Genomic DNA, 25,304 nt, shown 5'->3' with positions numbered 1-25,304 from the left:
AATGGGAGTAAAGTTCTTAATTGGAAGATACATAAGTAGTTAATTATAAGACAAATTACTTAGATGGTTAGAGGGAACAGATGTTAGAATGTGATAAATGAACTACGAATGTTAAGCAAGGCTAAAATTGTGCAAAAGGTTTTAAGGTAGGTATTTCTCCCTTCTGCTCGATTACTCCAATAAAAGATATTATAATAGAAATATCAATTTACTTTTGAAGAAATGGTGTTACACTATTTTAAAATAGGCAAGAAATGAGAGGCAGGTGATTTGAATGGAAATGGAAACGAATTTTCTTTCAATCCGAGAACATGCGTATAGATATTTAAAAGAATTGATTTTAGAAGGGCATTATAAGCCAGGTGATCGCTTAATTGAACGGGAACTAGCTGTAAAGCTGAACATTAGCCGTACACCTATTAGAGAAGCTTTATTCCGTTTAGAATCACAAGGGTTTGTGAAAACGGTTCCGCGTAAAGGAGTCATCGTTTCGAATATTTCCGATGAAGACATCATGGAAGTGTTTACGATTTTATCTTCATTAGAAGTGCTAGCAGCAAAGTTGGCTGCGCAAAAAATGACGGACGAAATTCAACAAGAATTCGATCAAAAAATCGAAGCGCTTCTATATATAGAAGAACACTCGGATGAAAACTTTGAAAACGAACATATTGAAATGAATCTTTTACTATACAAAGCAGCAAAAAGTCCGAAGCTATTTGAAATTTTATCTGGCTTAACAGATTATATCCATATGTCTGCCAACATGGGGTACGAAGCACCTGGAAGACGTAAGGAATCATTAAGGGAACATATTGAAATCATGAAAGCAGTACGAAATAAAGAAGTAGAAATGTCGGAGTATTTAACAAAAATTCATATTGAAAATTCTAGACGTGCTTACATGAACTACATAGAAAAAAGAAAAGAGAAAACGACATAAATGTAGTTGATTAAGATTATGATCCTATCGGTTTTATGTCCAAATTGATTTTTTCTAAAATAAAAGCCGCTAATAGTTAGACTTTTTATATGTCTATACTAATAGTGGCTTTTTGTTATTAACGTAGAAAGTTAGTTACTAATTACACATACAGTAAAAGGGAAAAATATTATACTCCAATTACTATAGAGGAAGTTCTACTTTTTAATGCATTACAAATACTCATTGCTACAATATAGCCAGTCTTTGGATTAGTAGCAGAAGGAATATTTTGTACCTTCACTTCCATCTCACCAAAATAGCCTTTTACGATGATTTGGTGTGTATTTCGGGTAATAGTCGGATCAACATATACTTCCACTTTTGTTTTTTCAAATCCTACACCTGCAAGACTTAGTGCAGCTGAAACATTTGTGCTCTCTGGAAAAAGCTTAGAAGATTCTCTAGCAACACCACTGTATATGCAAAGTGGCTCTTTTACAGTATCTAAGTCTACCTTGTCTTCTGCAATAGTCCCTCGCCAAGCACTTGGTGGTTTTCTAGTTACAAGTTTCACTTCGTCAACACTCTGTAACATTGAAGCAGCTACACGATCCAAACCGGCAATTGCGGCAGAAGGGATCATGATCCTGCTGTTATTAAGCTTTGCAGCGGTTTGCAGTTCAGCTAGAAGTGTATCATCTGCTAGTGCGCCCACAGAAGCAATAACAAAATCACTATTAGAAGATAGAGCCCTTTTTCCATATTTGTAGACAGCTTCATGACCCGCAGCTTCAATAATAACATCCAATCCTAATTCGAAAAAAGCTTCTTCGTTCTCAAAAAATAAATGGCTAATTCGAGATGCATATTTATCTTTTCTTCGTACGAGTACTGCATTTAACATGACGTCACCGGCTTTTCCTTCGTTTATATATTTGACGATATCCTGTCCAATCGCTCCATAACCTATTAGTCCAATTTTAAGCAAAGCAATCACCCCTCTTTTTGAAAATTCAGATATATTTGGTATACAAAATATTATATCAAACCGGAATACAAAAACAAATAGACTAATATAAATTAAGAAAAATAGCTAAATATATGCAATTTAAATATTGTCAGAAAATTGTAAATATGGTATATTGTATACCAAAGAGGTAAAGGGGAGGATTTATATTATGCCGAAACTGAATTTTGCTACTAGTGGAAAAGTATTAGAAGTACCGGAAAACTCCAATATTTTACGTATGTCTCTTCGTTTTGATGGGGAATTACCAAATCGATGCGGTGGAGGTGTTTGTGGATCCTGCGTCTGTAAAATTGAAGAGGGTACTGTTGATCATATAAAAGTACAAGAGCGACGAAAGCTTGGGGAAGAATGGTTGAGTAAAGGGTATCGTTTAGGTTGTCAAGCTTTCATCAATGACGAAGATGTAACGATTTCCTGGGATAAAGAAGTAACAGAAAAAGTGAAGAAACGAAAATTAGATCATCCGAAAAAGAAAGTAACAACTACACCATAATCTATTTTAGGAGCGGGAGTGATTTATATGTTGTTAGTATGCGATAAACATATGAAAGAAGCCTTAAAGTTAGTGGAAATGCCTCAAATCCAAAAAGCTCCAACTGGTAAAACATGCTCTTTTTGCAATATGGAGACTTCGCTTTTAGTGAGCATGGTCAATCAATCCAAGCCAAATAAAAAGATACCATGCGGCAAATGTAAAACATGCTCTTGTCTTATTGCAAATTAAACGAAAGATAATCTAAAGGGATGGATTTTATGAAACAATTTAACATCTTTATCGCCTTTTTCAGAAGCAGCATGCTTGGATATGGAGGTGGACCTTCAACCATTCCTTTAGTACATAAAGAAGTGGTTGATCGCTTTAAATGGATGAACGATGAAGAATTCGGTGATGTTCTAGCAATTGGAAATACTTTACCGGGACCAATCAATACAAAAATGGCAGGATACATCGGATTCAAAGTTGGTGGCTCGGTGGGGATGATCAATGCCATTATCGCTACGATTCTACCGACGATTATCTTAATGGTTATTTTATTAACAACACTCGTTACATTTAAAGATTTAAAATGGGTGCAAGGGATGACTAAAGCCATCGTTCCAGTAGTTGGAGTAATGCTTGGTGTATTAACTTGGCAATTTGTACAAGGTTCGGTTAAGGGGCTAAAATGGCCATTTACAATCGGTCACATTTTGGTAGGTGTTGTTTTAATGCAATATTTTCATATACATCCAGGATTTATTATTGGTGGTCTCTTGATATTTGCATTAGTAAAGCCAACCAATTCAGTAGAAGGTAAAAAATCAAAAGGACTGTCTGCATAATGGTATATTGGAACATTTTCTGGTCGTTTTTTGTTGCTAATATTTTAGGGTATGGCGGTGGCCCTGCGACAATTCCTCTTATTCAAAAAGAAGTGATCGCAAGAGGATGGCTAACGCATCAAGAATTTAATGAGGCTCTTGCTATGGGGAATTCTCTTCCAGGACCGATTGCTACGAAAATGGCAGGATATATCGGATTTCATGAGGGTGGAATAGTTGGCTCTTTTTTGGCAGTATTCGCTACAGTTGCCCCATCACTAATCCTCATGTTGACTCTAATGGGAATTTTGTATAAATATCGTCATTCAATCCAAGTTAAGCGAATGACTCTCTATGTCAAGCCGACAATCGCGGTATTGCTTGGTGTTATGGCTTTTAATTCATTTCACGATTCATTTTCTCAAATCGGTATCGGACAATTTTTATTTTTAGGAGTGATTAGCTACATATTAATGGAGAAAGTAAAGCTACATCCAGCTTTTATTGTAATGGGAGCATTGTTATACGGTGGATTAAATTTATGAGTCGAAAAAAGGGTAAGCAAATTTCATTAAATTTTGCTTACCCTTTTTTGCACATTAAGAAAGTATAAATTAGTAAAGATGGAGAAAATCGACGTAGAGGCCAATTTTAGAGATAAATATAAGTGCAACTACGCCTCTGTCTTCGCCTGATGGCTCGCCAATCGGCGAGTTTTCTTTACAATTTATACCTTGGTTTGTAGTTTGTTATAGTAATCTGCTTTCAACTTGTTGGCAAACTTGCTCAGCCGTTAAGCCACTTGCCTCAATTACTGATCCTTGTGTAGCAGTATCTTGCATTCCCATAACGTTTGAATCAAGTCCTGTTACTACACAGCAATCACAACCATTTGCATCTGATTCTTGTTTTAATTCAACTACATCATGACCTGCTGAACGTAATGCTTCTTGGACATTTGTTAAAGATTGTTCTACTCCGATTCTAGCCATAAAAAACACCTCCTCAGAAATATAAGATTTGCAATTAATAGGAAAATTATTCTTTGAATAAAGAAGTTAACGTTTAGAAAAAGTAAAGATGGAGGTGATTGATATGGGAAAAACTAAAAAAGATCCATCTAGAGCTGGCTTAGGGTCACCAAATGTGCAAGGTCAAGGGACTACTACATCTGAAACAGGTGTGGAAATGTCTTCAAGTAGAAAAAAACAAAAAAGAGATTAATTTTAGACTGTTAATCTTTCAGATGAAAATGTTTAGCCACCTATAAATAGGTGGTTTTGTTTTTAACTTAAAAATAGTGATCAATGTAAAAGGATTCTACTATCCATAAGAAGAATTAAGAATTTAATTAAATAATCTTTTGATTTTGCTAAAGTACATTACAACAATATTTTGGAGTAATGTATTTTCATTTAAATTAAAAATATTAGGAGAGTAGATGAATAAATGAATCATATTGTAAATGGTGACGTGGTTGGTGGGAAAATACAATCTTTAAATGGGAATATAATCGTCTGGAGAGAAATGTATGATTTTGGGCCACTGAGTAATGAGTGGTCTTTGGAAGAAACTTGTCGAAAAAGAGCAGAGTTTTTTGAACATAAGCTACAAATTCCTGCCGACTTTTTTATTGAAAATTGTCAAAAACAATATAGTTTATTAAATGAACTATCACGTACTGAGGAAGTTGTTTTATGGTTCGAACATGATCGCTATGATCAAGTGACGATTCTCTATTTATTAACAGAATTATCATCACTTGGATTTCAAAAAATTTCAATGGTTAGTATCAATGAATATGAAGGGATTGAACCATTTCACGGACTAGGTCAATTATCAACTGAACAATTAATTGAATTACTTCCGACTAAACAGGAAATTACAAAAGAACAAATTGAAGAGGCTTGTGCAGGATGGAAAGCTTATCAATCAGAAAGATTGGAAGAACTCGATGAGTTTATTCAAGAATGTCATACACTTCCATTTTTAAAACAAGCCTTATTATGTCATAAAACATATTTTCCATCTGCACAGAGTGGATTAAATGAAGTAGAATTACTAGCATTAACTATGATTAATGCAGGGATTACATCATTTGCAGAACTATTTAATAAGCTCATCAGACAAAGAACAAATGATGGATTAAGTGATCTATATTTCGCAGCTATTTTAAATGAATTAATGAAGGGTGAGTATCCTTTAATAAGCTGTAATAGTGAATTACCAAGTTATAAGCAACATAACCCAAAAGCAAAGTTTGAGTTAACTAGATGGGGGCTAGACGTATTATCGGGAAAAGCAAATCGAATTCATTTAAACGGAATTGACTGGTGGGTTGGAGGAGTTCATCTATTTGAAAAACCCACTATGTAAATACTGAAAGAAGAATAAAATAAATGGCAGGTATTTATAATGGATGTTGTATTTAAATTAGAAAACAATGTATTTAATTTAAGAGTGGCAGGTATTTGGATTGAAAACAGACATGTACTAATTCATAGACTAGCAAGTGAATCAATTTGGTCCTTACCTGGAGGTAGAATAAAATTGAATGAAGAATCACATATAAGCTTACAAAGAGAGTTTATTGAAGAACTCGGCATAGAAGTTGACATCGAAAAAATGATGTGGACTGTAGAAAACTTCTTTCATTATAACGGCAAAGATATTCATGAAGTTGGTCTTTACTATAAAGTTAAAAGTGAACAAAAGATTATTCATATGATGAATAAATCGTTTTATGGTCTTGAAGGTGATAGACTAATATTCAAATGGGTACCGATTGAGAATCTTGAAGAAATCGAATTATACCCGGAATTTTTGCGAACAAAATTAAAGGATTTTTCAACAGAAAATCATTTTATTGTTAAATAATGGAATGAGTTAAGAGGTGGTGGTTTAAATGCGCCCAATTATATTAGGAATATTAGCAGCATTTTTCTTTTCGATAACGTTTATTTTAAACCACTCAATGGAATTATCCGGTGGAAGTTGGATTTGGAGCGCGTCATTAAGGTACTTTTTTATGGTTCCTTTTTTAATGATGATCGTAATTTCTAGAAGAAATCTTACTGTTTTATTGAAAGAAATGAAAAGGAATTTAAAAGGTTGGATTTTATGGTCAACAATTGGATTTGGTTTGTTTTATGCACCAATCTGTTTTGCAGCGGTTTATTCTCCAGGTTGGCTAATAGCTAGTTCATGGCAAATCACGATTTTATCTGGTTCATTGTTAGCGCCTTTATTTTTTATTTCAGTGCAAACACCAAATGGTCTACAAAAGATACGTGGCCAAATCCCATTTAAAGGACTAGGGATGTCATTATTAATTATATTTGGTATTTTATTAATGCAAATTGAGTTAGCTACAAAAATAGCTATTTCAACAGTAATAATGGGCATTTTACCAGTCATTATTGCTTCCATTGCTTATCCACTTGGTAATCGAAAAATGATGGAAATATGTGATGGAAAGCTGGATGTATATCAACGTGTTTTAGGTATGACTTTAGCAAGTTTACCATTTTGGCTTATTCTTTCAATCTATGGTTTTTATACGCTAGGGCTGCCGAGTCAAAGCCAAATTTCACAATCATTAATTGTAGCGATTTCATCTGGAGTGATTGCAACTGTATTATTTTTTCAAGCAACTGATTTGGTGAGAGGAAATATGCAAAAATTAGGCGCGGTAGAAGCGACCCAATCAATGGAAGTATTGTTTACAGTAATTGGTGAGATTTTCTTCTTATCCTCAGCACTTCCAACGATAATTTCTTGGATTGGTATGTTTATTATAATGGTAGGTATGATCTTACATAGCTATCTATCACAGAAGGAAAAAGTCTTAAAGCAAGATAAAGAGACTGTTAATTTATGAGCTAGAAAATATTTTTATCCCAGAATTTGAAAAGAGGTAATTAACATGAATAAAGAATTCAGAGAATCACTTGTACTAGATGAAAGTAAGAATTCGATATCCATTTTAACACCAAAAGATTTCTCCTTTAAAGAATGCTTAGTGTTTTTAGCAAGGTCGAATAATGAAGTACTCCATCAAGTTAAAGGGGAGTATTTTTTTAAGCTTATAAAAGTAGAAAATGAATTAATTTTTCTCAAAGTCAGCAGTGAGCAAAATCGAGTTTTGATTGAGTTTCCAGATCAAATATTAAATGACGAAACAAGGGTAGCTGCAGCAGTATTTGTTTGGGATTTATTTGATTTAGATCGAGATCTTACGGATTTCTATCAATTAAGTAAAAATGATCAATTGCTACAGCAACTAATCAATCAGCATTTCGGACTTCGTGTAATAGGAATTCCCGATTTATTTGAAGCATTTACATGGGCAATTATGGGGCAGCAAATCAATCTTACATTCGCATTTTCTTTAAAACGAAGCTTTGTTGAAACATATGGAGAGAGTTTTAAATGGCAGGATGAAACTTTTTGGCTATTTCCAACTCCGAATGTAATAGCCGAACTAGAAGTTTCAGATTTAACTAGCCTAAAATTCACGACGCGAAAAGCAGAGTATGTTATTGGGATTGCAAAACTTATGGCAGAGGGTCTCATTTCAAAAGAAAATTTGCAAGATTTAGGCTCTTATGAGAAAAAGCTAAGTAAACTAGTAGAAATTCGAGGCGTTGGTAATTGGACAGCAGATTATGTTTTAATGAAATGTTTAAAAGAAAAATCTGCTTTTCCAATTGCTGATGTAGGAATACATAATGCTTTAAAAAATCTACTATCTTTAGAGAAAAAGCCTTCAGTAGAAGAAATTAAAAAATTATCGACAAGCTGGGAAGGTTGGGAAGCATACGTAACTTTTTATTTATGGAGATCTTTATATTCTTAATATGTGATGTGTTTATCCGGTAAAATTGAAAAATCCCTCTATTATTCGATACATAATTGGATTTTATTGTTAAAATAATAGTTAGTAACAAGAGTAGTTGGGGGAACATCATGAAAAGATTTATATTACTAACTTTAATGGCTATCCTTGGAATTAGTGGCTGTTCTCAGCAAGCAACATCTGTTAACGCTAAATCCGATACAAAGTTTACAGTTGAACTAGTTAAATGTATTGACGGTGATACAGCCAGATTTACAACTGTAGGTACAACAAGGTTCTTATATATTGATACACCAGAAAGTACAAGGACGATCGAACCTTTTGGAAAAGAAGCTTCAGCGTATACTTGTAATCTATTAGAAAATGCGAAAACAATCGAGCTTGAGTATGATGGTCCGAAAAAGGATAAATATAATCGAACACTTGCATGGGTTTGGATCGATGGAAGATTAATTCAAAAAGAAATTATAAAAAAAGGTTATGTTGAAAAATTTTATGACTATGGTGACTATTCGTATGAATCTGAGCTAAGAAGTTTACAAGCAACTGCCCAAAAACGGGGAGTTGGTTTATGGAGTAAAAATAAAGTAAATCAAACAAATACTAACAATGTATCTAAGGGCAAAACATTTAAGAATTGTACAGACTTAAGAAAAGTTTATCCAAATGGTGTGTCAAAAGGGAACAAAGCTTATCAAGAAAAAATGGATCGAGATCATGATCATTATGCATGTGAAAGTGACTAAAAAAGCACCTACTTTTAGGTGTTTTTTATTACTGATTAGAATCTTTCCTTCAATCTTGCTATTTGTATTGAATTTCTTAATTTAAGAACAAAAAAATTTAAAAAGAGTAGCATTTATACAAAGGATTTTTGATTTAATAGTAGAATAATATTAGTGCCTAAAAATTTATTTTTACAATTTTATTTAACAGTGCCAAAATATAAATAAGAAAAAATTGAAGAGGACGGGACTATGATTAAATTTTTTAAACGATTATTTAGTAAAGAAAAAACAAATCAGGTTACACTGCCATTAAAAGAAACTCGTTCCTTATCAAAAGTGGAAATCGAATATATTATTAATGAGTTCACTGATAAACAAAATAAATTAGTAGATGATATGAGAAATAATTCTATTAATCATGCTGATATTGAGTTCAATGAGCTAATTACAAACAGAATAACGAATAATTTAAAGTACAGAATACCTTTTTTAGCAATTGAATTAGTTTATTTAAATAATGTGTTAAGAGGAAAGAAAGTAAAATACATAAAGTATAAATTATTTCATCAAGTCAAAGATATAGAAACAACGGAAATCACTGATATGGTAATAAATCAAGGTTATTCATTTGTTCCTTCAGTTGGTTATTTAAAAATTAGATAAAACTTTGAAGAAAACCCACAAGATTCTTGTGGGTTTTTTATTTGTAATCTACATATGAGGGTTTAATTAATTGAGTTCAATTTATTACGCACAGAAAACTCTGGTTTACGCGCGAAAAACTTGTGTTTATGCACGAAAGTCAGCTCTTTATGAACAAAGTTCAAAATTCATGTTGTTCGCTTTGTGTTCGCCGCGTTCCTTACACAATTGCCTTATCCTTGTTCATGCGTTTCAAAGTTCTCATTTGCTTCCGATTTAGGCAAATCGTTAACCTCATAGGCTACTCTTATTCCGGATTCGATTGCACCTTGAATCCAACCTGGAGCGGTAGACGTGTGATCTCCAGCGAAGTGAATCCTTCCTTCTGGTGTTGATATATAGGGGGCAATTTCAGTTTGCTGGTCAGGTTTGAAAATGGCAAAAGCACCACCTGAAAATGGATTTTCTGCCCAACTAAATGTGTTACCAGTAATATACTCACTGTATATTTCTTTCCCATAAATTCTTGATAAATCTTCTAACGCATTTTCTATTTGTTCTTTTTCTGTTAAGCTATCCCAAATTGATGCGTTGTCTTCCCATGTATAGCTTGCTAATATGACACCTGGGCCTTCTGAGCCAACGGATTGACTTGGGAAATAGGAATAACGTACAGGTAAATCAGAAATCATTTTTCCGCCAATATTACCTTCTTTCTCCCAAAATCTAGTTCTAAATTGCAATCCGATTTTAGTCGAGGGCACATAGTGTAATTGTCGGATTGCTTTATATTTGTTGTAAGAAAATAAATCGCGTGGAATTACCTCCACGAAATTTAGTAATGAAAATGGGATTGTAATGATAGCTAAGTCACCAGTGACATTATATTGTTGTGAGGTTTGGGTATCTTCTGTATGGATTGTTACATATGAGTCATGTTGTTCAATTTTTTTCATTTTTTGATTGTAATAAAGATTGTCTTGTATTTCAGGAAGGAAGGAATATGGCAAATGGTCATTTCCACCTTTAATTTCATAAAACTTAAGACCGGGAGTAAATAAAATCATTACTTCTCGAAGTAATGCAGTGAATGAGAGCTCTGGAAAGCCTTCCATACCTAGCATAACCTTGATCATATCAATTGCTCCAACTGATAATGTTCTGCCATATGGATTGTATTTTAAATAATATTCCATAGAGTAACGATCAAGCAATTTAATCACGATTTCCCAATTCTTTTTTGGATTCTTTTTTATGAAATCAGTTACAGGCTGCATGGCATACCCGGCCAAATATTCTGCTGTTTTACCTTTTTCAGATGGTGATGTGGGGAAGTTTAGAATGTCTGGATTTTCTTCATAAAGCTTTTGAATAGTTCTTACGTTATTAACATAAATAATATCTTTTGGAGTGCTATTAATGAATTCTTCAAGAGTAAGATTAAATTTCTTAATATATTCTAGAACAAGTAAATGTATTGATGGTATTCGCATTGCACCATTTTCCATATACTGGTTTGCATAAAAAGAACGATTTGTATAAATTCGTCCACCAATGCGATTATTTCCTTCTAGAATCGTTACTTCATGCCCTGCTGCTTTTAAAAGAGAAGCAGTCACTAAGCCAGAAATACCTGCACCAACAATGATTATATGTTTAGGTTCCAATGTTTTTGGTAGTCCTGTACGAATTGTTTGAAGCATTTGTTCCATAGAAATAGGAGGCTCCATACTTACTGTCATATTTTTGCTCCTCTATTTATGACATTCATTGAATCTTATTCAATAATAGAGGAAGATAGAAGAGCTAAACAGAGAAATAAAGAAAACAAAAAGAGCTTGAAAATTCAAGCTCTCGATGTGTATTGATCCTGCTACTTTTTACGTCTAAATAGGTTAACGATAAATACTATGATTGCAATAATTAATACAATATGAATTAATCCACCTGCGATATGGAAAGTAAAATAGCCTAATACCCATAAGATTAAAAGAATAAAGAATAAAATCCACATAATGAATTAAACATCCTTTCTTAATGACTGTATTATTACGATGTCCAATTTTTACTTTCATATCCAATTAAAGTTTTAAACGAAAAAATTACTAAAGTTTTAAGAATTAGAATTTATCAAATACAGTGTAAGGCATTTGTCTCTTATGTCTGGATTTATTAAACCATGATTCGATCTTTGCTTGTGAGTCACTATTAATTTCTTTACCTTCTAAATAATCATCGATATCATCATATGTAACACCAAGAGCTACTTCATCTGCTAATTGTGGGCGATCTTCCTCAAGATCAGCAGTTGGAACCTTTTCATATAGTTTAGCTGGGCAGTTTAATTCTTTTAATAACATTTTGCCTTGACGTTTATTTAGACGGAAAAGTGGAGTAAGGTCAGCGCCACCATCTCCAAATTTAGTGTAAAATCCAGTAATAGCCTCAGCAGAATGATCTGTTCCTAATACAACACAACCATTCATTGCTGCGACACTATATTGAGCTTTCATTCGTTCTCTAGCTTTTTCATTCCCTTTTGCGAAATCAGTAAGCTCTATTCCAATATCCTTTAATGTATTAACACTTGCATCTACAGCAGCTTTAATATTTACTGTGAAAGTCTTAGTGGGTTGGATAAATTTTAACGCCTCTTGGCAATCTTCTTCGTCCATTTGTACACCATAAGGTAAGCGAATTGCGATAAATAAATACTTTTTTTCGGTTTGCTCACTATTTAACTCATCAACTGCTATTTGTGCAAGTTTACCGGTTAAAGTAGAATCTTGGCCGCCTGAAATGCCTAAAACAAAACCATTTAAAAATGGATGTTTCTTTAAATAACTTTTTAAGAAATTAACACTAATTCTTATTTCCTCTTTAGGGGAAATAACAGGCTTCACTTTCATTTCTTCAACGATTTCTTTTTGTAAATTGTTCAATCTTCATTCTCCTTTTGATACAGATTGTATTTTTTAATATAAGCGTAGCATTCCTCAGGCAATAAATATCTTGGCTCGCCGCCTTTAGCAAACTCTTCTCGGATATAAGTTGAACTAATTTCCATTGCTAATCCTTTATCAATTAAATGAAATCTAGAGCCATTATCATTATTTCTTAATAGGGGAGAACGAGAGATGGTCTTTAACATATCAATTCCATCACGCGCCATAACAATGAATTTATTTTCAGAAACTAATTGATCACCGTATTTCCATTTTCCTTCTGCAATATCTTCTAGAAGGTCAGCCCCCATTATGAAGTAAACTTCATCTTCACTATACTTAGCTTTAAAATGATTCATTGTATAGTAAGTAAAGACTTCCCAAGCCTCTTTACTCATTTCATAATCGTCTGCAATAAATTTTGTGTTATTTTGAATTGCCAAATTTAACATATTCCAACGATGTTCATCAGTATTATGTAATTGTTTATCCCTTCTTTTTGAAGAGCAAGGTAAAAATATTACTTTGTCTAATTGACAACGATGAGCAATTGTACTAGCAGTCCATAAATGAACGTTTGTGATTGGATCAAACGAACTGCCGTAAATCCCAATTTTAGCCATTTTTCATTTCCTCTGTTTTCTTTCTAGCTTCTGCTATTTTTTCCATTTTGTTATCCCAGCATTTTTGACTTAAGTCTACTGGATATTCTTCTGGGTTTAATGCACGCTTGTATTCTTCCCAAAGTACACTTAAATTGTTTTCAGCAAAATCTTGAATGTCTTTAATCGCAGGCATTTTATAAACTAATTCGCCTTTTGTAAAAATTTGGTGATGAAGCTCTCTAGCTTCAAAATTAGTAACAAACTTACTAATGTAAGGATGAACTGGATGGAATAACTTAATTTTTTCCTCTGACTGTGGATCTTCATCTTCAAGGGCAATATAATCAGCCTCAGCGTGATGGTTAACCGTATTAATAATTCGATACAATTTCTTTAGTCCTGGTGTTGTTACTTTTTCAGGATTTTGAGAAATTTTTATTGTATCAATCATCTTACCGTTTTCATCTTCAATACTTACTAATTTATAAACTGCTCCAAGAGCCGGTTGATCATATGCTGTAATAAGCTTTGTTCCAATACCCCAAGAATCAATTTTAGCTCCTTGTGATTTTAAATTTAAGATTGTATATTCATCTAAATCATTCGAAGCAACAATTTTCGTATTTACGAAGCCAGCTTCATCGAGCATTTTTCTAGCTTCTTTTGATAAATAAGCTAAATCACCACTATCTAACCGGATCGCTGCAAAGTTAATTTTATCACCTAGCTCTTTAGCAACCTTAATCGCATTAGGGACTCCACTTTTAAGGGTATCGTAAGTATCTACTAAAAATGTACAGTTGTAATGACGATCTGTATATTTTTTGAAAGCTATGTATTCATCTCGATAAGCTTGCACGAGCGCATGTGCATGTGTACCTGAAACAGGAATATTAAATAATTTACCAGCACGAACATTACTAGTCGCATGAAATCCACCAATAAAAGCAGCTCTTGCTCCCCAAATTGCTGCATCAAATTCTTGAGCACGTCTAGTACCAAACTCCATAAGAGTGTCATTACCGACAATATGCTTAATACGTGACGCTTTTGTAGCAATTAAAGTTTGGTAATTAACGATGTTTAATAAGGCAGTTTCAATTAATTGAGCCTCTAATAACGGGGCCTCAATTCTTAAAATAGGTTCATTACCAAAAACTAATTCACCTTCTTGAATTGATCTAATGGAACCTGTGAATTTTACACCAGACAAATATTGAATAAATTCATCTTCATATCCAAGTTCTTCTTTTAAATATACAAGATCTGTACTACTAAATTTGAAGTTTTGCAGATAACTAATTATTTTTTCTAAACCTGCAAATATCGCATATCCATTCCCGAATGGGAGTTTTCGAAAATATAGTTCAAAAATAGCATTTTTATTGTGAATATTGTCTCCCCAATATGTTTCTGCCATATTAATTTGATAAAGGTCTGTGTGAAGTGCAAGGCTATCATCGTGAAAGTTGTAATTCATCTTATTTCCGCCCCTAAAGTATTTTTAAAATGACTTAATGCCCATTCATGACCAGCTGCATTAAAGCTTGCAACTGCCTGCTCGTGAACGACTATTTTATACCCCTTATTATAAGCATCGACTGCTGTATGTAATACACAAATATCAGTACAAACCCCAATTAAATGAAGTTCATTAATTCCTCTTTCATTTAGTTTTATCTCAAGGTCAGTTCCTGCAAATGCGGAATAACGAGTCTTATCAATCCATTGAATAGTTGATTTACCTTTTGATGAATTGTATAAATCCATTAAGCCACCATATAAATCTCTTCCTTTAGTATGTCTAATATTATGAGGTGGAAATAATTTTGTTTCAGGATGAAACGGATCATTCTCATCATGGACATCTACAGCAAATACAACATAATCTTGATCTTCAATGAAAGTTTTTGTTAATTGAAGAATACTTTGTTCAATTTCCTGAGCTGGCTTACCACAAGTTAATGAACCAGCATCTGCTACAAAGTCATTCGTATAATCAATAATAATGAGCGCTTTTTTATTCATTTTCAAATCACCCCAAGTAATTAGAATGTTAAATTCTTCACATAGTGAATTAAATCAAATTAGTTTTTCATCTTCAATATTATTATAAGTTAATTCATATGAAAACCTAAATTTTGGAAAATTAATATTTCATTTGGAATTTATTATTACCTTTTCTAGAAAAAGTAATAAAAGATGTAATGTGCTTTTGTGATCATTAAAGGATTTTTTTGAAATGGAAAGAACTAAATACTAAATAAGTTTAAAGATAGTAGAGGTGACAAAATTGGAAGTAGTTCAAGCAAATTCAGAACATATTGTAGAAGTTGCAAAGCTATTTGATCAGTATAGACAGTTTTATAAACAAGAAAGTAATGTAGATGAAGCGATTAATTTTATTACAGAAAGAATTAATAATAAAGATTCCGTTATTTTTATTGTTAAAGAAGGAGAGGAATCTTTAGGGTTTACTCAGTTATATCCTACTTTCTCTTCAGTATCAATGAAAAAATTGTGGATATTAAATGACTTATTTGTGACTGAAGCAGCAAGGAAAAAGGGAGTAGCACAAATGCTGTTAGATGCCGCTAAAGGATTTGCAATCAATACAAAAGCGAAGGCATTGGATTTACAAACAGCGATTGATAATAGATCGGCACAAGCTTTGTATGAAAAAAATGGTTATCAAGTTGATAAGGAATTTTTTTCTTATTCGTTGAATTTAGAGAACTCATATTAGTATAATCCCGGAAATATGAATAATAGATATGTGCATTTCCATATGTCAATTGTAAGCCAATTTAAAAAGTATTTGTATCGGGAAATTTTTTTGTTTATTTTTAACGTTTTCGATTCTTTTAACTGAAAATCGTCTTGAAATTACTGCAGCAAAACTAGGTAAATGAAGATGCATATTGGGAAAATTTACATTTTATAGTTCTGCAATTAACAATTAAACGTTTGAAGAACAATCATGGGAAGCTAATACTGACAAACTTTATTAATTAGGGAGGTGCTAAGTATAATACTTTTTTGGTAGTTATAGCTTAAATTATATATATGTTTTATAACAGTTTTACTTAATGGGATTAGTCTAATATAAAAGGAATAAAACAATATTCAGCAAATGGAAAGGAGAACATAATGCTTACAGTTAACGGCTCATTTAATGAAGCTAAAATATTTACAGATAATGTTGAACAAGGTGCCATTGGGCAAATTATTGAACTATGTAATCAAGAGTTCGTGAAAAATTCGAAAATTAGAATTATGCCTGATACTCATGCAGGGAAGGGATGTACGATTGGGACTACGATGACGATTCAAGATAAAATTGTTCCAAATCTCGTTGGGGTTAACTAGAACGGCTCCAACGTTAAAAAACTCGCTCAATTGCTGGAAACCCTAACGTAAATAAGTCGAGGGCAATCAGCAGCCAGAGGCTATGGTGACGTAGTCAAATGGTTCAGAGACTTGCACATTATTAGCAGACAATTGTGCGGAATTATTCCATATAAAAATAAAGGAATAATTAACACGGCGGGCCTACATTAGGAGCTGCATACTCCGATGATTGTAGTGAAGGTATAGTCCACTCTCTAAGAAATTAGAGGTTAAAGTACGATATAGGTTGCGGAATGGAAACAATAAGAATCTCTCAAAAAGAAATTGATTTTCAAAAGCTAGACCAGGTCATCCGTAAACATGTTCCATCCGGGTTTTCAATTCGTAATAATAAGCATGCTTTTGTGAAAAATATTGATTTTTCTAAGCTTTATTGTTTTAAAGAGTTAAATGAAACTAGAACAAAGCTAAGTTTGGGGTCACTTGGTGGTGGAAATCATTTTATTGAATGTAATGCGGATGAGGATGGAAATATTTATTTCGTTATTCATTCTGGAAGCCGAAATTTAGGCAAGGTTGTAGCGGAATTTTATCAGAAAAAAGCCTATGGGTTATTAAAAAGTCAGTCAGAAAATCGTTCAAAGATCGTTCAGCAATTAAAGAATGAAGGCCGTGAAAAAGAAATTGAGACTGCATTAAAAAATAATCCGCCTCAATATATTCCAAAGGATTTAGCCTATTTAGAAGGAGAATGGTTTGATCGCTATATGCACGATATGGCAATTGCCCAAGAATATGCTTTATGGAACCGTAAGGCAATGATGGATGAGATTGTGCAGAATATGGATTTAACCGTTGTAGAACAATTTACGACCGTGCATAATTATATTGATCTTGAAAATATGATTCTTCGTAAAGGGGCAATTTCTGCTCAAAAAGGTGAAAAAGTATTAATTCCGATTAATATGCGAGATGGGAGTTTAATAGCAATTGGAAAAGGTAATCCAGATTGGAATTATTCTGCTCCTCATGGTGCTGGTCGAATTCTGAGTCGTACAAAAGCAAAAGCTACACTTTCCCTTGATGAGTTTAAAAAAACAATGAAGGATGTTTGGAGTACATCAGTTTTAGAAAGTACACTTGATGAAAGTCCAATGGCTTATAAGGAAATGAACGAAATTATTGAAAATACAAAGGACGCAATTGAAGTAATCAAAGTTATTAAACCACTTTATAATTTCAAGGCAAATTAACTTAATAGACAAAACCAAAGCCACCTACATTGGGTGGCTTTTAGACTGTTGAAAAAAGAGTTTGAGTAACATATTTTAAGTTAATCATGAACCCTCTATGAGTAACTTAATTTTCAGATTTCAGCCTTTTTACTTACTCATGAGCCTTACCATAAGGTGGCTTTTTTTCGATCATTTCAAACGGTAAACACTTGGATGGTCTTTTTATTCTCATCAATTCTTTCAGTAAAATTATCATTAGTATAAGAACGAATCACATTTCTCCAAAAAGCTTTAGCCGGTTCATTTTTTTCAATTTGGGAGATGCTCCATTTTCCGGGAAACATATTGAATAGTTCAATCGCTACTTTCTTGCCAAAGCCTTTCCCTTTATATTTTTCAATAATAAAAAACTCTTCTACTCGATTTGAGGCAGTCTCTGTTGAGTTTTCAATTAAGGCAAATCCGATCAATTCATCTTTATGTTTAATAAAAAAAGCATGATAATTTTGATTTACCCAGTACTTTTCCAAATTAAACTTATGATAAGTTCCGTTTTGCCCGAGTTTAAGGTCGGAAAGATATTTAGTAAATTCATAAATATAAAATTGCATCAAATTATGTAAAATAGATTCCTCTTCTCTTTTAACTTTAACGATGTTAATCAACATATTACCTCCAACTTCTAATTCTATATTTATTAATATTTAACTAGATTGAATAAAAAACCTTCATATAAATCAAAGGAAATAGAAATACATGTGTTGAATAAATAGATTAGAAGTGTGCTTTTGCTTAATAAATTAAATTTCTTAATAAGGACGGCAACTAAGATGAGTAAAAAAGTCATTACATTATTGTTAATCTGTGTAGCTTTTTTGAGTATATTTACATACATATCTTTTAATTTTAATACAGAACAAAAAGCAGTTAATTTTGCTATTCATAAAGATTTACCGGAATTAAAGAAAGAGGATTATCAATTAGTTAAAATCCCTCATAGTCCATACATTCTTTGTATTACGAATATCCCACATAGTATTTATATATTTAAAACATCAGCGTTTTTAAATATGAATTTTGCCTCTATTTCTGGTGCAGAGCATTTGTACGCCGGAGAAGGCACGGGAATGCATTTTTTAAATGATAAACTAATCTATGGATTTGATAAAGGCGAACCTAAAGGGAAAGCAATTTATATTGATGGGAAAAAAATGAGTAAGGTTGATTTGAATAAGTATTTTGCAAAAAGTAAGTACAAAATGAATTATAAAAATTTAGTGTTCTATTATCCTAATAAACCAATGGTGACAACTAAAAATAGTTTAGGGTATACAGAAGTTACTTATCGTTAAATGAATTATGCTGATGCAATACATTTTTTAGTATTGCATTTTTTGTTGTGAATTTATGAGGTTGAAAAATGTTCGATCAATCTAATTATGAATGGCGAGTAGAGTGGGGGGAAAGGGGCGCAAGAGAAGCAGCAGAACGCAGGATGGTTGTTTTCAAGATGCTCTAAAAATGGAAAAAGGATGAAACTGTATTCATCCTTTTCTTTTTATCGCTCATAAATAGAGTACGAGCTAACGTTCTTTAAAAGTAACTTAGTATTACTGCCATCTACATTAGCAATCCATACATTTCCAATGACATCCAATTCTCCTTTTCTAAACCAAGTTATTTTGTGTGAAGACTTAGAGTAGATTGGATAATAATCACCTTTACCTGTAGGCGGATTTGTTATTTTTGTTTGTTTATGTGTAGAAAGATTAATTACGTTTAATGATGGTTTCGGACGTTTTTTTTCATCATTAGACCATTCACTTTCTTTTACTCTAGAAACAACTATTGCTGAATCATCAACCCAAGTAAATGCTAATTCAGCAGAATGTGGCGGAGTTAAATTTGTTGATGTAAAGGCTGGCATTTCAGTGACTTTCATCTTTTTATTTTTGTATCCAAATACTAATCTTCCACCACCTGCAATGTATCCTAAAATATTTTTAGTTTGTGCCCACTTTGGATTATCTAAATGTAAAATAATTTCATCCTGAACTTCAAAAACTTTTCCATCTGAAGAAATGATACATAGCATATCACTATCCATAGACCATGAAGCTGTGGGGTTAACGATAAAGGAAATCCATTTTTGATTAGGTGAAAATTGAAAGTTCGCTGCATTTATAGACGGTATGGAAGTATTGCCTTTTGTTAATGTTTTAGGAACGACAAAAAATTGTTTTACATTGTTTGTTGTGCTAGTAATCTGTTTTAAATCATTAGGTAAAGTGATTTTATAAAGAACTGGGTTTGTCCAACCATCTGGATTAAGTGATGCAGCTGAAGAGGCAATAAAACCTTTGCCATTTGGTATCCAGCTATAGTCATCAACACCTAGTGCAATATTGTAAAAGTTATTAAAATCAGAAACATTTAAGACTCCGCTATCTAAGAAAGCGATTATATTTTTAGATGGTGACCATTTCGGATTTTCACCATCGTAGATGATTTTTTGTTCTTTTTTTGTTTTCATATTGTAAACCCATATTTCTGAGCGGGTAGGGTATGAAGTTGTTGGGCCAGTTGGTATTTCTTTTTGATACATTAAATAAGAGCCATCAAATGACCACTGGGGCTGTTCTGAATAAACTCCTTTTACTTTTGTTATTTTTTCCTCTTTATTATTTATTTTTATCCAAACAAATCCATCACGTATAAAGGCAATTTTTAATGCTGGATCGGTTGTTTCTGCATGACTAAATGTCGGTAAAATTAAACAGATAATTGTAATAAAAATGAATAGAATTTTTCGCTTCACAAACTCACCCCGTATTTCAATTTTGATTTATTTTTCCCAAGTAAGTTTAGAAATATCAAAAGTGAAAGAAGTTCGCTATATGGAAAGGCTGGTTACAAATAGATCCGTCAAAATTCAAAATTCAAAATTATGATCAGTAAATTTAATTTAACAAAGCATAAGTAAAAGCCGCCCGATAAAAAATCGAACGGCTTTTTTAAATAACTTAATACTCTTCTACAGTAGCAATATAAGGAAGGTTTCGATATGCTTGAGCATAATCAATTCCATATCCAACAATAAATTCATCTGGAATGACAAAGCCAACATAATCAACAGGTAGGTTGATTTTTCTTCTTTCAGGCTTATCTAATAAAGTACAAATCTTAATTGATTTTGGCTTATGCATTTGAAGATGGTCACGTAAAAAATGCAATGTTAGACCACTATCAATGATATCTTCAATTACAACAACGTTTTGATCGGTAATATTCTCATCTAAATCTTTTAATAGTCTAACTTTTCCAGTTGATTCAGTTTGGTTGCTATAGCTCGATACAGAAATAAAATCTACATTAATATTACCCTTTATTTCACGAACTAAATCAGCAGCAAATACAAAAGAGCCTTTTAATACGACGACAAGGATAAGAGGTTCGTTATTAAAGTCTTTTTCAATTTGTTCAGCGATTGCTTTTACTCTATTTTTTAAATCTGCTTCAGAAATTAACGTGTCTTTAATTCGATATGCCATATTAATACCTTCTTTACTTATTATTAACTACATTTAAGTTGTTTGATGAGCATTCATCATTATATCCATTTTAGCAATATTTACTAAATAGTAGAATGAAAAGTTAATTTAATGAAGTGACTCAAATTTGGTAATAATAACCACATAACAGATTTGGAGGTACTCAAATGAATGAAAAAATTGACTTTAATGGCTTACCGACCCACTCAAAGCCATTATGGAGAAGTGGACTAAATATCCCAACATTTGAACCGTATAATGATGATGGTGAGTTTGATGTGGTAATCGTTGGTGCTGGTATAACTGGGATTACTACTGCGTATTTTTTAACACAAGCGGGAATGAAGGTTGCTTTGCTTGAAGCAAATAAAATTATTAATGGAACAACGGGTCATACAACTGCAAAAGTAACTGCACAGCATGATTTAATATATGACGAACTAATTCAGCATTTTGGATTGGAAAAAACAAAAATCTTTTATCAGTCTACTAAAAACGCGATGGATTTTATAAAGAAATATAGCAATGATAATCAAATAGACTGTAATTTTGAGATTCAAGATGCAACACTTTATACAACTTCAGATGATTATGTAAGAAATTTGGAAAAAGAGTTGAAAGCCTATGAATCATTAGGAATTGACTCATTTGGATCTGTAAAAACTTTATTACCATTTGATACTAAATATTCGATTACAATGAGAGATCAGGCTCAGTTTCACCCTATGAAATACTTAATTCATTTATTAAAGGAATCAATAGAAAATGGTTTAAAAGTATACGAAGAAACTGTTGTCATTAACGTTGAAACAGGTGATTGCCCGGTTGTCGTAACTCAAAGTGGAAGAAAAATTAAATGTAAGCATGTTGTAAGTGCATCTCATTTTCCTTTTTATGATGGCAATCAAATGTTTTTTACTAAATTACATGCAGATCGCTCATATGCATTAGCTGCGAAAGTAAAAACAGCTTATCCAGGAGGAATGTACATAAGCGCTGACAATCCAAAAAGGTCTTTAAGATCGATTAAATATAACAATGAAGAATTAGTTATAATTGGCGGAGAAAGTCACAAAACTGGCGTGGAAACACGCACAATGACTTTTTATGAAAATTTAAAGCTTTTTGGTGAAGAGACATTCGGAATTGAAGATATTAAGTTTAGATGGTCAGCCCAAGATCTAATAACTTTAGATAAAATGCCGTATATTGGGAGATTGTCATCGAAAAACCAAAATATATATGTAGCTACAGGATTCCGTAAATGGGGTATGACAACAGGAACAGTTTCTGCTCAGCTGATTAGTAATTTAATTTTAGAAAAAGAAGCAGTTGATGCTGAAGTATTCTCACCTTCAAGATTCCAAGCTGATCCTAGCATCAAACATTTCTTAATGCAAAACATTGATGTAGCTAAACATTTAATTGAAGGTAAATTAGAACCAATTTCTAGAAAAATTGAAGAGTTATATAATGACGAAGGCTCAGTAGTTACATTAGATGGAAAAAGAGTTGGAGCTTATAAAGATGTAAACGGTAAAGTTCATTGTGTCGACACTACTTGTACTCATCTAGGTTGTGAGGTCGAGTGGAATAATGGAGAAAAATCATGGGATTGTCCTTGTCATGGTTCAAGATTTTCAATCTATGGCGAAGTTTTGGAAGGACCAGCTGATCAGCCGTTAAAACAAGTTTTTGTGCAGTAAGTAAAATAAAGAAATGGGATGCCTATATACGAGGCATCCTTTCTTTTTGTTTGTTTCCAAACTAGTATTTTCAGGCTTACAAGGGAGCTGGCTATGACAGAAGCTTATATTCCATCACAAAACAATCTCTATATTCGCCTTCATGTAGCTCATGTTTTGGAAGTAATCGAATTTTTTTAAATCCACATTTTTCATAACATTTAATTGCGCGTATATTCCAAGTTTGTGGATCTACTACTATTTTTTTAGCAATGTGAATGGAAACTAAATGACTTACCATTGATGAGACAAGTAAGCTTCCAATCCCACGATTCCAATAATTTATATTACCGATAAATTGATCCATTCCGTAAATAACTTCATTATTTAGTTCATAACCATATTCACTTTTTGACTCAGCATCTAATTTAAAATATTGTAAATAACCAATTTCAATATTTTCATAAACGACAATGCACATTTGAATTGAAGGATCTTTCGAAAAAAAGACTTGTTTAACTTTTTCTTCATCAAACGGATTATCTCGACCTTCATAATATTGAAGAACTTTAAGGTCAGAAAGCCATCTTGATAAAAGTGGAATATCGGTTTCATCTAATAAACGAAGGCTCAGTTTATTATTTTGGAAAATCAAGTACACCCCTCCTTAAATCTGAAAATAGATGATGGTTAATAAAATCATATCATTTTGAAGGCTAGTTATTATGTTTTTTCGTAATGATAAAAAAGATTTTTCCTATTTACGATAATCATTTAATAAAATAAGGTAGTTCAAATTGAATAGGTATTTAAACGTGTTTTGTCGAATATAGTATTGCAAAAGAAAATTATCATTCTTCAATGTTTTATTTCTAAAATCATAAATACGATAAGGAGGTGCTAATATGAGGAAAATTAGGGTGAAACCAAGTAAAGGACAGTCGTTTTTTGCTTTAATTATTGGACTTATTTTTATCGTGATTGGTTTTAAGATTGTCATTCCAGAGGCTGGTTTATTTGGATTGCTTTGGACTGGATTTGCACTAGTGATTACAATCATCAACGCTTATAATTTATTTAGTAAACGTGGAATTTCAAATTATGAAGTAAATGTTGAAGAATATAGTACTAGAGAGAAAGTGGACTTTGATGTGAAGCTTCGCAAATTAAGCAAATTAAAAAACGATGGAGTTATTACGGAAAGTGAATTTCTAAAACAAAAGGAAAAAATTTTCAACCGAGACATGTAGAAGAATTTAAGCGCATGGCTTCATATGAAAGTAAATCCTTATAAAAGTTTTGTTAGGGAGTTTTTTAAACTCACAAGTGTTAGAAACAGTTCGCGATATTCCTTCAAAGATTACTATATAGACAGTTATTTCCTCGAATATTTAAAGCAATCTAGCTTTGCCAATCCTAATTTAACTTCTAGTTTATTATTTAAATGGATTCATTCACAATTCACCTCGAAAAACATTTTGTATTTAGTTGCTGTATGTATTAAAAAAAATTAATTTAATTTAGAACATTATTAAATTTACAGCAATAAATTAATTTAGGGGGGGATAGTATGAAAAGACTTTTATTTATAGGAATGGCCATTTTAAGCATAATTTGCCTAACTAGCTGTCAGTCAAGCGACTTCGGGTATGGCAAAAAGGATGACAAAACAACGCAGGTTGATAAAAATAAACCTTCGGACAAAGATCAAACCACCGATAAAAACAATTCAACAGATCAAAATAATACAACGGATAAAGGAAATAACAATCCTCCAAAAAAGGATGATAATAAACCGCCAGTAAAAGTTTTTACGCCAGTTGAAAATGACGCATTTAAAGTAACTTCGGTCGTAAATGATTCAACAGGAAAAAATGTGTTAATTGTTGAAGGGAAGGCTAGTGTTTTTGAAGCGACATTTCTATATAAATTAGAAGATGGGCACAATGTTTTAGCAGAAGGGAACACCATGGCTGATATGGGTGCACCTGAGTGGGGGAACTTTAAAATAGTGATAAATTATAATGAACCAACTAGTCCGAATGGAGTACTGACATTATATGTAGCAAGTGCAAAGGACGGCCAACCTGAACATATATTAACTATTCCAATTCAGTTTAAATAAAACTTAAACTAAAAAAAATAGACAAAATTCTGAGTGTGAGAAACCATTAAAATTTCTCTACACTTTTTTTGTTTTTATAGCCAAGTTCTTTTTAGGAGTATTAATAGCAAAATAAAAAGCTGTCGACTATTTCGACGGCCTGAAATTAGAAAATGTAAAAGACAGTTTAAATGGATTTACCTCTTGTTATTTACTTTATGAACGATATTAGGAGTAACTTTTTACATACCATTTTGTAAGTGGAAAATTAAAATTTAAATAAATTTTAATCATTTTTAAGTGAAATTATTAGAAAATGTAAACAATAGGTAGTATTATCAAG

General features: G+C 32.4%; 29 protein-coding genes and 1 pseudogene. 18 read left to right on the top strand and 12 right to left on the bottom strand.

Annotation, left to right across the window (positions count from 1 at the left end; genetic code table 11):
* The first annotated feature begins 274 nt into the window (after positions 1-274).
* Positions 275-943 (top strand): GntR family transcriptional regulator, encoded by a 669-nt coding sequence (locus tag ACFCYN_RS10105; protein ID WP_172445765.1) that lies wholly within the window; start codon positions 275-277, stop codon positions 941-943.
* Between the two features lie 169 nt (positions 944-1,112).
* Here ACFCYN_RS10105 and ACFCYN_RS10100 read toward each other — a convergent pair whose 3' ends face one another.
* Positions 1,113-1,922, bottom strand: coding sequence for an aspartate dehydrogenase (locus tag ACFCYN_RS10100; protein WP_375949086.1), 810 nt, complete (start codon positions 1,920-1,922; stop codon positions 1,113-1,115).
* 181 nt (positions 1,923-2,103) lie between these two features.
* Between ACFCYN_RS10100 and ACFCYN_RS10095 the strand changes: the two genes are divergently transcribed.
* The 3 genes from ACFCYN_RS10095 to ACFCYN_RS10085 all read left to right on the top strand — a co-directional run bounded on the left by ACFCYN_RS10095 (position 2,104) and on the right by ACFCYN_RS10085 (position 3,802).
* Positions 2,104-2,448, top strand: coding sequence for a 2Fe-2S iron-sulfur cluster-binding protein (locus ACFCYN_RS10095; RefSeq protein ID WP_172445764.1), 345 nt, complete (start codon positions 2,104-2,106; stop codon positions 2,446-2,448).
* A 260-nt stretch (positions 2,449-2,708) separates the two neighbouring features.
* Complete coding sequence (locus ACFCYN_RS10090; RefSeq protein ID WP_375949084.1) at positions 2,709-3,278, top strand: chromate transporter; 570 nt, start codon at positions 2,709-2,711, stop codon at positions 3,276-3,278.
* Complete coding sequence (locus tag ACFCYN_RS10085) at positions 3,278-3,802, top strand: chromate transporter (protein ID WP_172445762.1); 525 nt, start codon at positions 3,278-3,280, stop codon at positions 3,800-3,802. Before ACFCYN_RS10090 ends, ACFCYN_RS10085 begins: the two co-directional genes overlap by 1 nt.
* A 204-nt stretch (positions 3,803-4,006) precedes the next feature.
* Here the strand turns inward: ACFCYN_RS10085 and ACFCYN_RS10080 are convergent, their stop codons facing one another.
* Positions 4,007-4,249: a YkuS family protein gene (locus tag ACFCYN_RS10080; protein ID WP_172445761.1), complete on the bottom strand. Its 243-nt coding sequence runs from the start codon at positions 4,247-4,249 to the stop codon at positions 4,007-4,009.
* A gap of 103 nt (positions 4,250-4,352) precedes the next feature.
* Between ACFCYN_RS10080 and ACFCYN_RS10075 the strand changes: the two genes are divergently transcribed.
* The 7 genes from ACFCYN_RS10075 to ACFCYN_RS10045 all read left to right on the top strand — a co-directional run bounded on the left by ACFCYN_RS10075 (position 4,353) and on the right by ACFCYN_RS10045 (position 9,506).
* Entirely contained in the window at positions 4,353-4,481 is a 129-nt protein-coding gene (locus tag ACFCYN_RS10075) for a YuzL family protein (protein ID WP_098117100.1), read from the top strand.
* Between the two features lie 225 nt (positions 4,482-4,706).
* Positions 4,707-5,633, top strand: coding sequence for a DUF1835 domain-containing protein (locus tag ACFCYN_RS10070; RefSeq protein WP_375949081.1), 927 nt, complete (start codon positions 4,707-4,709; stop codon positions 5,631-5,633).
* 39 nt (positions 5,634-5,672) lie between these two features.
* A complete protein-coding gene (locus tag ACFCYN_RS10065) occupies positions 5,673-6,134 on the top strand; it encodes an NUDIX hydrolase (RefSeq protein WP_375949079.1) in 462 nt (153 codons plus the stop codon).
* 28 nt (positions 6,135-6,162) lie between these two features.
* Complete coding sequence (locus tag ACFCYN_RS10060) at positions 6,163-7,137, top strand: DMT family transporter (protein ID WP_375949077.1); 975 nt, start codon at positions 6,163-6,165, stop codon at positions 7,135-7,137.
* A 45-nt stretch (positions 7,138-7,182) separates the two neighbouring features.
* Entirely contained in the window at positions 7,183-8,115 is a 933-nt protein-coding gene (locus ACFCYN_RS10055; protein WP_375949075.1) for a DNA-3-methyladenine glycosylase family protein, read from the top strand.
* Positions 8,116-8,225: 110 nt separating this feature from the next.
* On the top strand, positions 8,226-8,861 hold the full coding sequence (locus ACFCYN_RS10050; RefSeq protein ID WP_375949073.1) for a thermonuclease family protein: 636 nt from the start codon (positions 8,226-8,228) through the stop codon (positions 8,859-8,861).
* 231 nt (positions 8,862-9,092) lie between these two features.
* Positions 9,093-9,506 carry a hypothetical protein gene (locus tag ACFCYN_RS10045; RefSeq protein ID WP_375949071.1) on the top strand — a complete coding sequence of 138 codons (414 nt, stop codon included), beginning with the start codon at positions 9,093-9,095 and terminating at the stop codon, positions 9,504-9,506.
* A 212-nt stretch (positions 9,507-9,718) separates the two neighbouring features.
* Here the strand turns inward: ACFCYN_RS10045 and ACFCYN_RS10040 are convergent, their stop codons facing one another.
* The 6 genes from ACFCYN_RS10040 to ACFCYN_RS10015 form a co-directional block, all read right to left on the bottom strand.
* Positions 9,719-11,227, bottom strand: a complete 1,509-nt coding sequence (locus ACFCYN_RS10040) for a flavin monoamine oxidase family protein (RefSeq protein WP_375949069.1) — start codon at positions 11,225-11,227, stop codon at positions 9,719-9,721.
* Positions 11,228-11,358: 131 nt separating this feature from the next.
* Complete coding sequence (locus ACFCYN_RS10035; protein ID WP_216853880.1) at positions 11,359-11,499, bottom strand: lmo0937 family membrane protein; 141 nt, start codon at positions 11,497-11,499, stop codon at positions 11,359-11,361.
* 106 nt (positions 11,500-11,605) lie between these two features.
* Complete coding sequence (nadE, locus tag ACFCYN_RS10030) at positions 11,606-12,427, bottom strand: ammonia-dependent NAD(+) synthetase (protein WP_375949067.1); 822 nt, start codon at positions 12,425-12,427, stop codon at positions 11,606-11,608.
* Positions 12,424-13,053, bottom strand: a complete 630-nt coding sequence (nadD, locus tag ACFCYN_RS10025) for a nicotinate (nicotinamide) nucleotide adenylyltransferase (RefSeq protein ID WP_098117108.1) — start codon at positions 13,051-13,053, stop codon at positions 12,424-12,426. The genes nadE and nadD overlap by 4 nt, the downstream gene beginning before the upstream one ends.
* Positions 13,046-14,515: a nicotinate phosphoribosyltransferase gene (locus ACFCYN_RS10020; RefSeq protein WP_375949065.1), complete on the bottom strand. Its 1,470-nt coding sequence runs from the start codon at positions 14,513-14,515 to the stop codon at positions 13,046-13,048. Before ACFCYN_RS10020 ends, nadD begins: the two co-directional genes overlap by 8 nt.
* Positions 14,512-15,063, bottom strand: a complete 552-nt coding sequence (locus ACFCYN_RS10015; protein WP_172445751.1) for a cysteine hydrolase family protein — start codon at positions 15,061-15,063, stop codon at positions 14,512-14,514. Before ACFCYN_RS10015 ends, ACFCYN_RS10020 begins: the two co-directional genes overlap by 4 nt.
* A 265-nt stretch (positions 15,064-15,328) precedes the next feature.
* Between ACFCYN_RS10015 and ACFCYN_RS10010 the strand changes: the two genes are divergently transcribed.
* The 3 genes and pseudogenes from ACFCYN_RS10010 (at position 15,329) to ACFCYN_RS10000 (ending at position 17,639) form a co-directional block, all read left to right on the top strand.
* Positions 15,329-15,781 (top strand): GNAT family N-acetyltransferase, encoded by a 453-nt coding sequence (locus ACFCYN_RS10010; RefSeq protein WP_172445750.1) that lies wholly within the window; start codon positions 15,329-15,331, stop codon positions 15,779-15,781.
* Between the two features lie 404 nt (positions 15,782-16,185).
* Positions 16,186-16,401 (top strand): annotated as a pseudogene (locus ACFCYN_RS10005) (RtcB family protein); the annotation flags it as partial.
* A 278-nt stretch (positions 16,402-16,679) separates the two neighbouring features.
* A complete protein-coding gene (locus ACFCYN_RS10000; RefSeq protein WP_483867240.1) occupies positions 16,680-17,639 on the top strand; it encodes an RtcB family protein in 960 nt (319 codons plus the stop codon).
* A 176-nt stretch (positions 17,640-17,815) separates the two neighbouring features.
* Here ACFCYN_RS10000 and ACFCYN_RS09995 read toward each other — a convergent pair whose 3' ends face one another.
* On the bottom strand, positions 17,816-18,289 hold the full coding sequence (locus ACFCYN_RS09995; RefSeq protein ID WP_375949060.1) for a GNAT family N-acetyltransferase: 474 nt from the start codon (positions 18,287-18,289) through the stop codon (positions 17,816-17,818).
* 162 nt (positions 18,290-18,451) lie between these two features.
* Between ACFCYN_RS09995 and ACFCYN_RS09990 the strand changes: the two genes are divergently transcribed.
* Positions 18,452-18,973 (top strand): hypothetical protein, encoded by a 522-nt coding sequence (locus tag ACFCYN_RS09990; protein WP_172445747.1) that lies wholly within the window; start codon positions 18,452-18,454, stop codon positions 18,971-18,973.
* A gap of 206 nt (positions 18,974-19,179) precedes the next feature.
* Here the strand turns inward: ACFCYN_RS09990 and ACFCYN_RS09985 are convergent, their stop codons facing one another.
* Together ACFCYN_RS09985 and hpt are read right to left on the bottom strand one after the other, a co-directional pair.
* Positions 19,180-20,439 carry a TolB family protein gene (locus tag ACFCYN_RS09985; RefSeq protein WP_375949058.1) on the bottom strand — a complete coding sequence of 420 codons (1,260 nt, stop codon included), beginning with the start codon at positions 20,437-20,439 and terminating at the stop codon, positions 19,180-19,182.
* 205 nt (positions 20,440-20,644) lie between these two features.
* Positions 20,645-21,172, bottom strand: coding sequence for a hypoxanthine phosphoribosyltransferase (gene hpt / locus ACFCYN_RS09980; RefSeq protein WP_375949057.1), 528 nt, complete (start codon positions 21,170-21,172; stop codon positions 20,645-20,647).
* A gap of 167 nt (positions 21,173-21,339) precedes the next feature.
* On the opposite strand from hpt, the gene ACFCYN_RS09975 reads away from it, so the two are divergent.
* Positions 21,340-22,878: an FAD-dependent oxidoreductase gene (locus ACFCYN_RS09975; protein WP_375949055.1), complete on the top strand. Its 1,539-nt coding sequence runs from the start codon at positions 21,340-21,342 to the stop codon at positions 22,876-22,878.
* A gap of 91 nt (positions 22,879-22,969) precedes the next feature.
* On the opposite strand, the gene ACFCYN_RS09970 is transcribed toward ACFCYN_RS09975, so the two are convergent.
* Positions 22,970-23,518, bottom strand: coding sequence for a GNAT family N-acetyltransferase (locus ACFCYN_RS09970; protein WP_375949054.1), 549 nt, complete (start codon positions 23,516-23,518; stop codon positions 22,970-22,972).
* A gap of 244 nt (positions 23,519-23,762) precedes the next feature.
* On the opposite strand from ACFCYN_RS09970, the gene ACFCYN_RS09965 reads away from it, so the two are divergent.
* Positions 23,763-24,107, top strand: coding sequence for an SHOCT domain-containing protein (locus ACFCYN_RS09965; RefSeq protein WP_375949052.1), 345 nt, complete (start codon positions 23,763-23,765; stop codon positions 24,105-24,107).
* 320 nt (positions 24,108-24,427) lie between these two features.
* Complete coding sequence (locus ACFCYN_RS09960; RefSeq protein ID WP_375949050.1) at positions 24,428-24,982, top strand: Gmad2 immunoglobulin-like domain-containing protein; 555 nt, start codon at positions 24,428-24,430, stop codon at positions 24,980-24,982.
* Positions 24,983-25,304: the final 322 nt, after the last annotated feature.

This window comes from Gottfriedia sp. NPDC056225, from assembly GCF_042267765.1.
Classification (GTDB): domain Bacteria; phylum Bacillota; class Bacilli; order Bacillales; family Bacillaceae_G; genus Gottfriedia.
Note: the sequence above shows the minus strand (reverse complement) of the source record. Positions and strands in the feature narration are given on the sequence as shown.

Bases quoted from the DNA above. Each gene is read 5' to 3' on its own strand.
- ACFCYN_RS10105 (WP_172445765.1), top strand. From the start codon at position 275: ATGGAAATGGAAACGAATTTTCTTTCAATCCGAGAACATGCGTATAGA.
- ACFCYN_RS10095 (WP_172445764.1), top strand. From the start codon at position 2,104: ATGCCGAAACTGAATTTTGCTACTAGTGGAAAAGTATTAGAAGTACCG.
- ACFCYN_RS10090 (WP_375949084.1), top strand. From the start codon at position 2,709: ATGAAACAATTTAACATCTTTATCGCCTTTTTCAGAAGCAGCATGCTT.
- ACFCYN_RS10085 (WP_172445762.1), top strand. From the start codon at position 3,278: ATGGTATATTGGAACATTTTCTGGTCGTTTTTTGTTGCTAATATTTTA.
- ACFCYN_RS10080 (WP_172445761.1), bottom strand. From the start codon at position 4,249: ATGGCTAGAATCGGAGTAGAACAATCTTTAACAAATGTCCAAGAAGCA.
- ACFCYN_RS10075 (WP_098117100.1), top strand. From the start codon at position 4,353: ATGGGAAAAACTAAAAAAGATCCATCTAGAGCTGGCTTAGGGTCACCA.
- ACFCYN_RS10070 (WP_375949081.1), top strand. From the start codon at position 4,707: ATGAATCATATTGTAAATGGTGACGTGGTTGGTGGGAAAATACAATCT.
- ACFCYN_RS10065 (WP_375949079.1), top strand. From the start codon at position 5,673: ATGGATGTTGTATTTAAATTAGAAAACAATGTATTTAATTTAAGAGTG.
- ACFCYN_RS10060 (WP_375949077.1), top strand. From the start codon at position 6,163: ATGCGCCCAATTATATTAGGAATATTAGCAGCATTTTTCTTTTCGATA.
- ACFCYN_RS10055 (WP_375949075.1), top strand. From the start codon at position 7,183: ATGAATAAAGAATTCAGAGAATCACTTGTACTAGATGAAAGTAAGAAT.
- ACFCYN_RS10050 (WP_375949073.1), top strand. From the start codon at position 8,226: ATGAAAAGATTTATATTACTAACTTTAATGGCTATCCTTGGAATTAGT.
- ACFCYN_RS10045 (WP_375949071.1), top strand. From the start codon at position 9,093: ATGATTAAATTTTTTAAACGATTATTTAGTAAAGAAAAAACAAATCAG.
- ACFCYN_RS10040 (WP_375949069.1), bottom strand. From the start codon at position 11,227: ATGACAGTAAGTATGGAGCCTCCTATTTCTATGGAACAAATGCTTCAA.
- ACFCYN_RS10035 (WP_216853880.1), bottom strand. From the start codon at position 11,499: ATGTGGATTTTATTCTTTATTCTTTTAATCTTATGGGTATTAGGCTAT.
- nadD (WP_098117108.1), bottom strand. From the start codon at position 13,053: ATGGCTAAAATTGGGATTTACGGCAGTTCGTTTGATCCAATCACAAAC.
- ACFCYN_RS10020 (WP_375949065.1), bottom strand. From the start codon at position 14,515: ATGAATTACAACTTTCACGATGATAGCCTTGCACTTCACACAGACCTT.
- ACFCYN_RS10015 (WP_172445751.1), bottom strand. From the start codon at position 15,063: ATGAATAAAAAAGCGCTCATTATTATTGATTATACGAATGACTTTGTA.
- ACFCYN_RS10000 (WP_483867240.1), top strand. From the start codon at position 16,680: ATGGAAACAATAAGAATCTCTCAAAAAGAAATTGATTTTCAAAAGCTA.
- ACFCYN_RS09995 (WP_375949060.1), bottom strand. From the start codon at position 18,289: ATGTTGATTAACATCGTTAAAGTTAAAAGAGAAGAGGAATCTATTTTA.
- ACFCYN_RS09990 (WP_172445747.1), top strand. From the start codon at position 18,452: ATGAGTAAAAAAGTCATTACATTATTGTTAATCTGTGTAGCTTTTTTG.
- hpt (WP_375949057.1), bottom strand. From the start codon at position 21,172: ATGGCATATCGAATTAAAGACACGTTAATTTCTGAAGCAGATTTAAAA.
- ACFCYN_RS09975 (WP_375949055.1), top strand. From the start codon at position 21,340: ATGAATGAAAAAATTGACTTTAATGGCTTACCGACCCACTCAAAGCCA.
- ACFCYN_RS09965 (WP_375949052.1), top strand. From the start codon at position 23,763: ATGAGGAAAATTAGGGTGAAACCAAGTAAAGGACAGTCGTTTTTTGCT.
- ACFCYN_RS09960 (WP_375949050.1), top strand. From the start codon at position 24,428: ATGAAAAGACTTTTATTTATAGGAATGGCCATTTTAAGCATAATTTGC.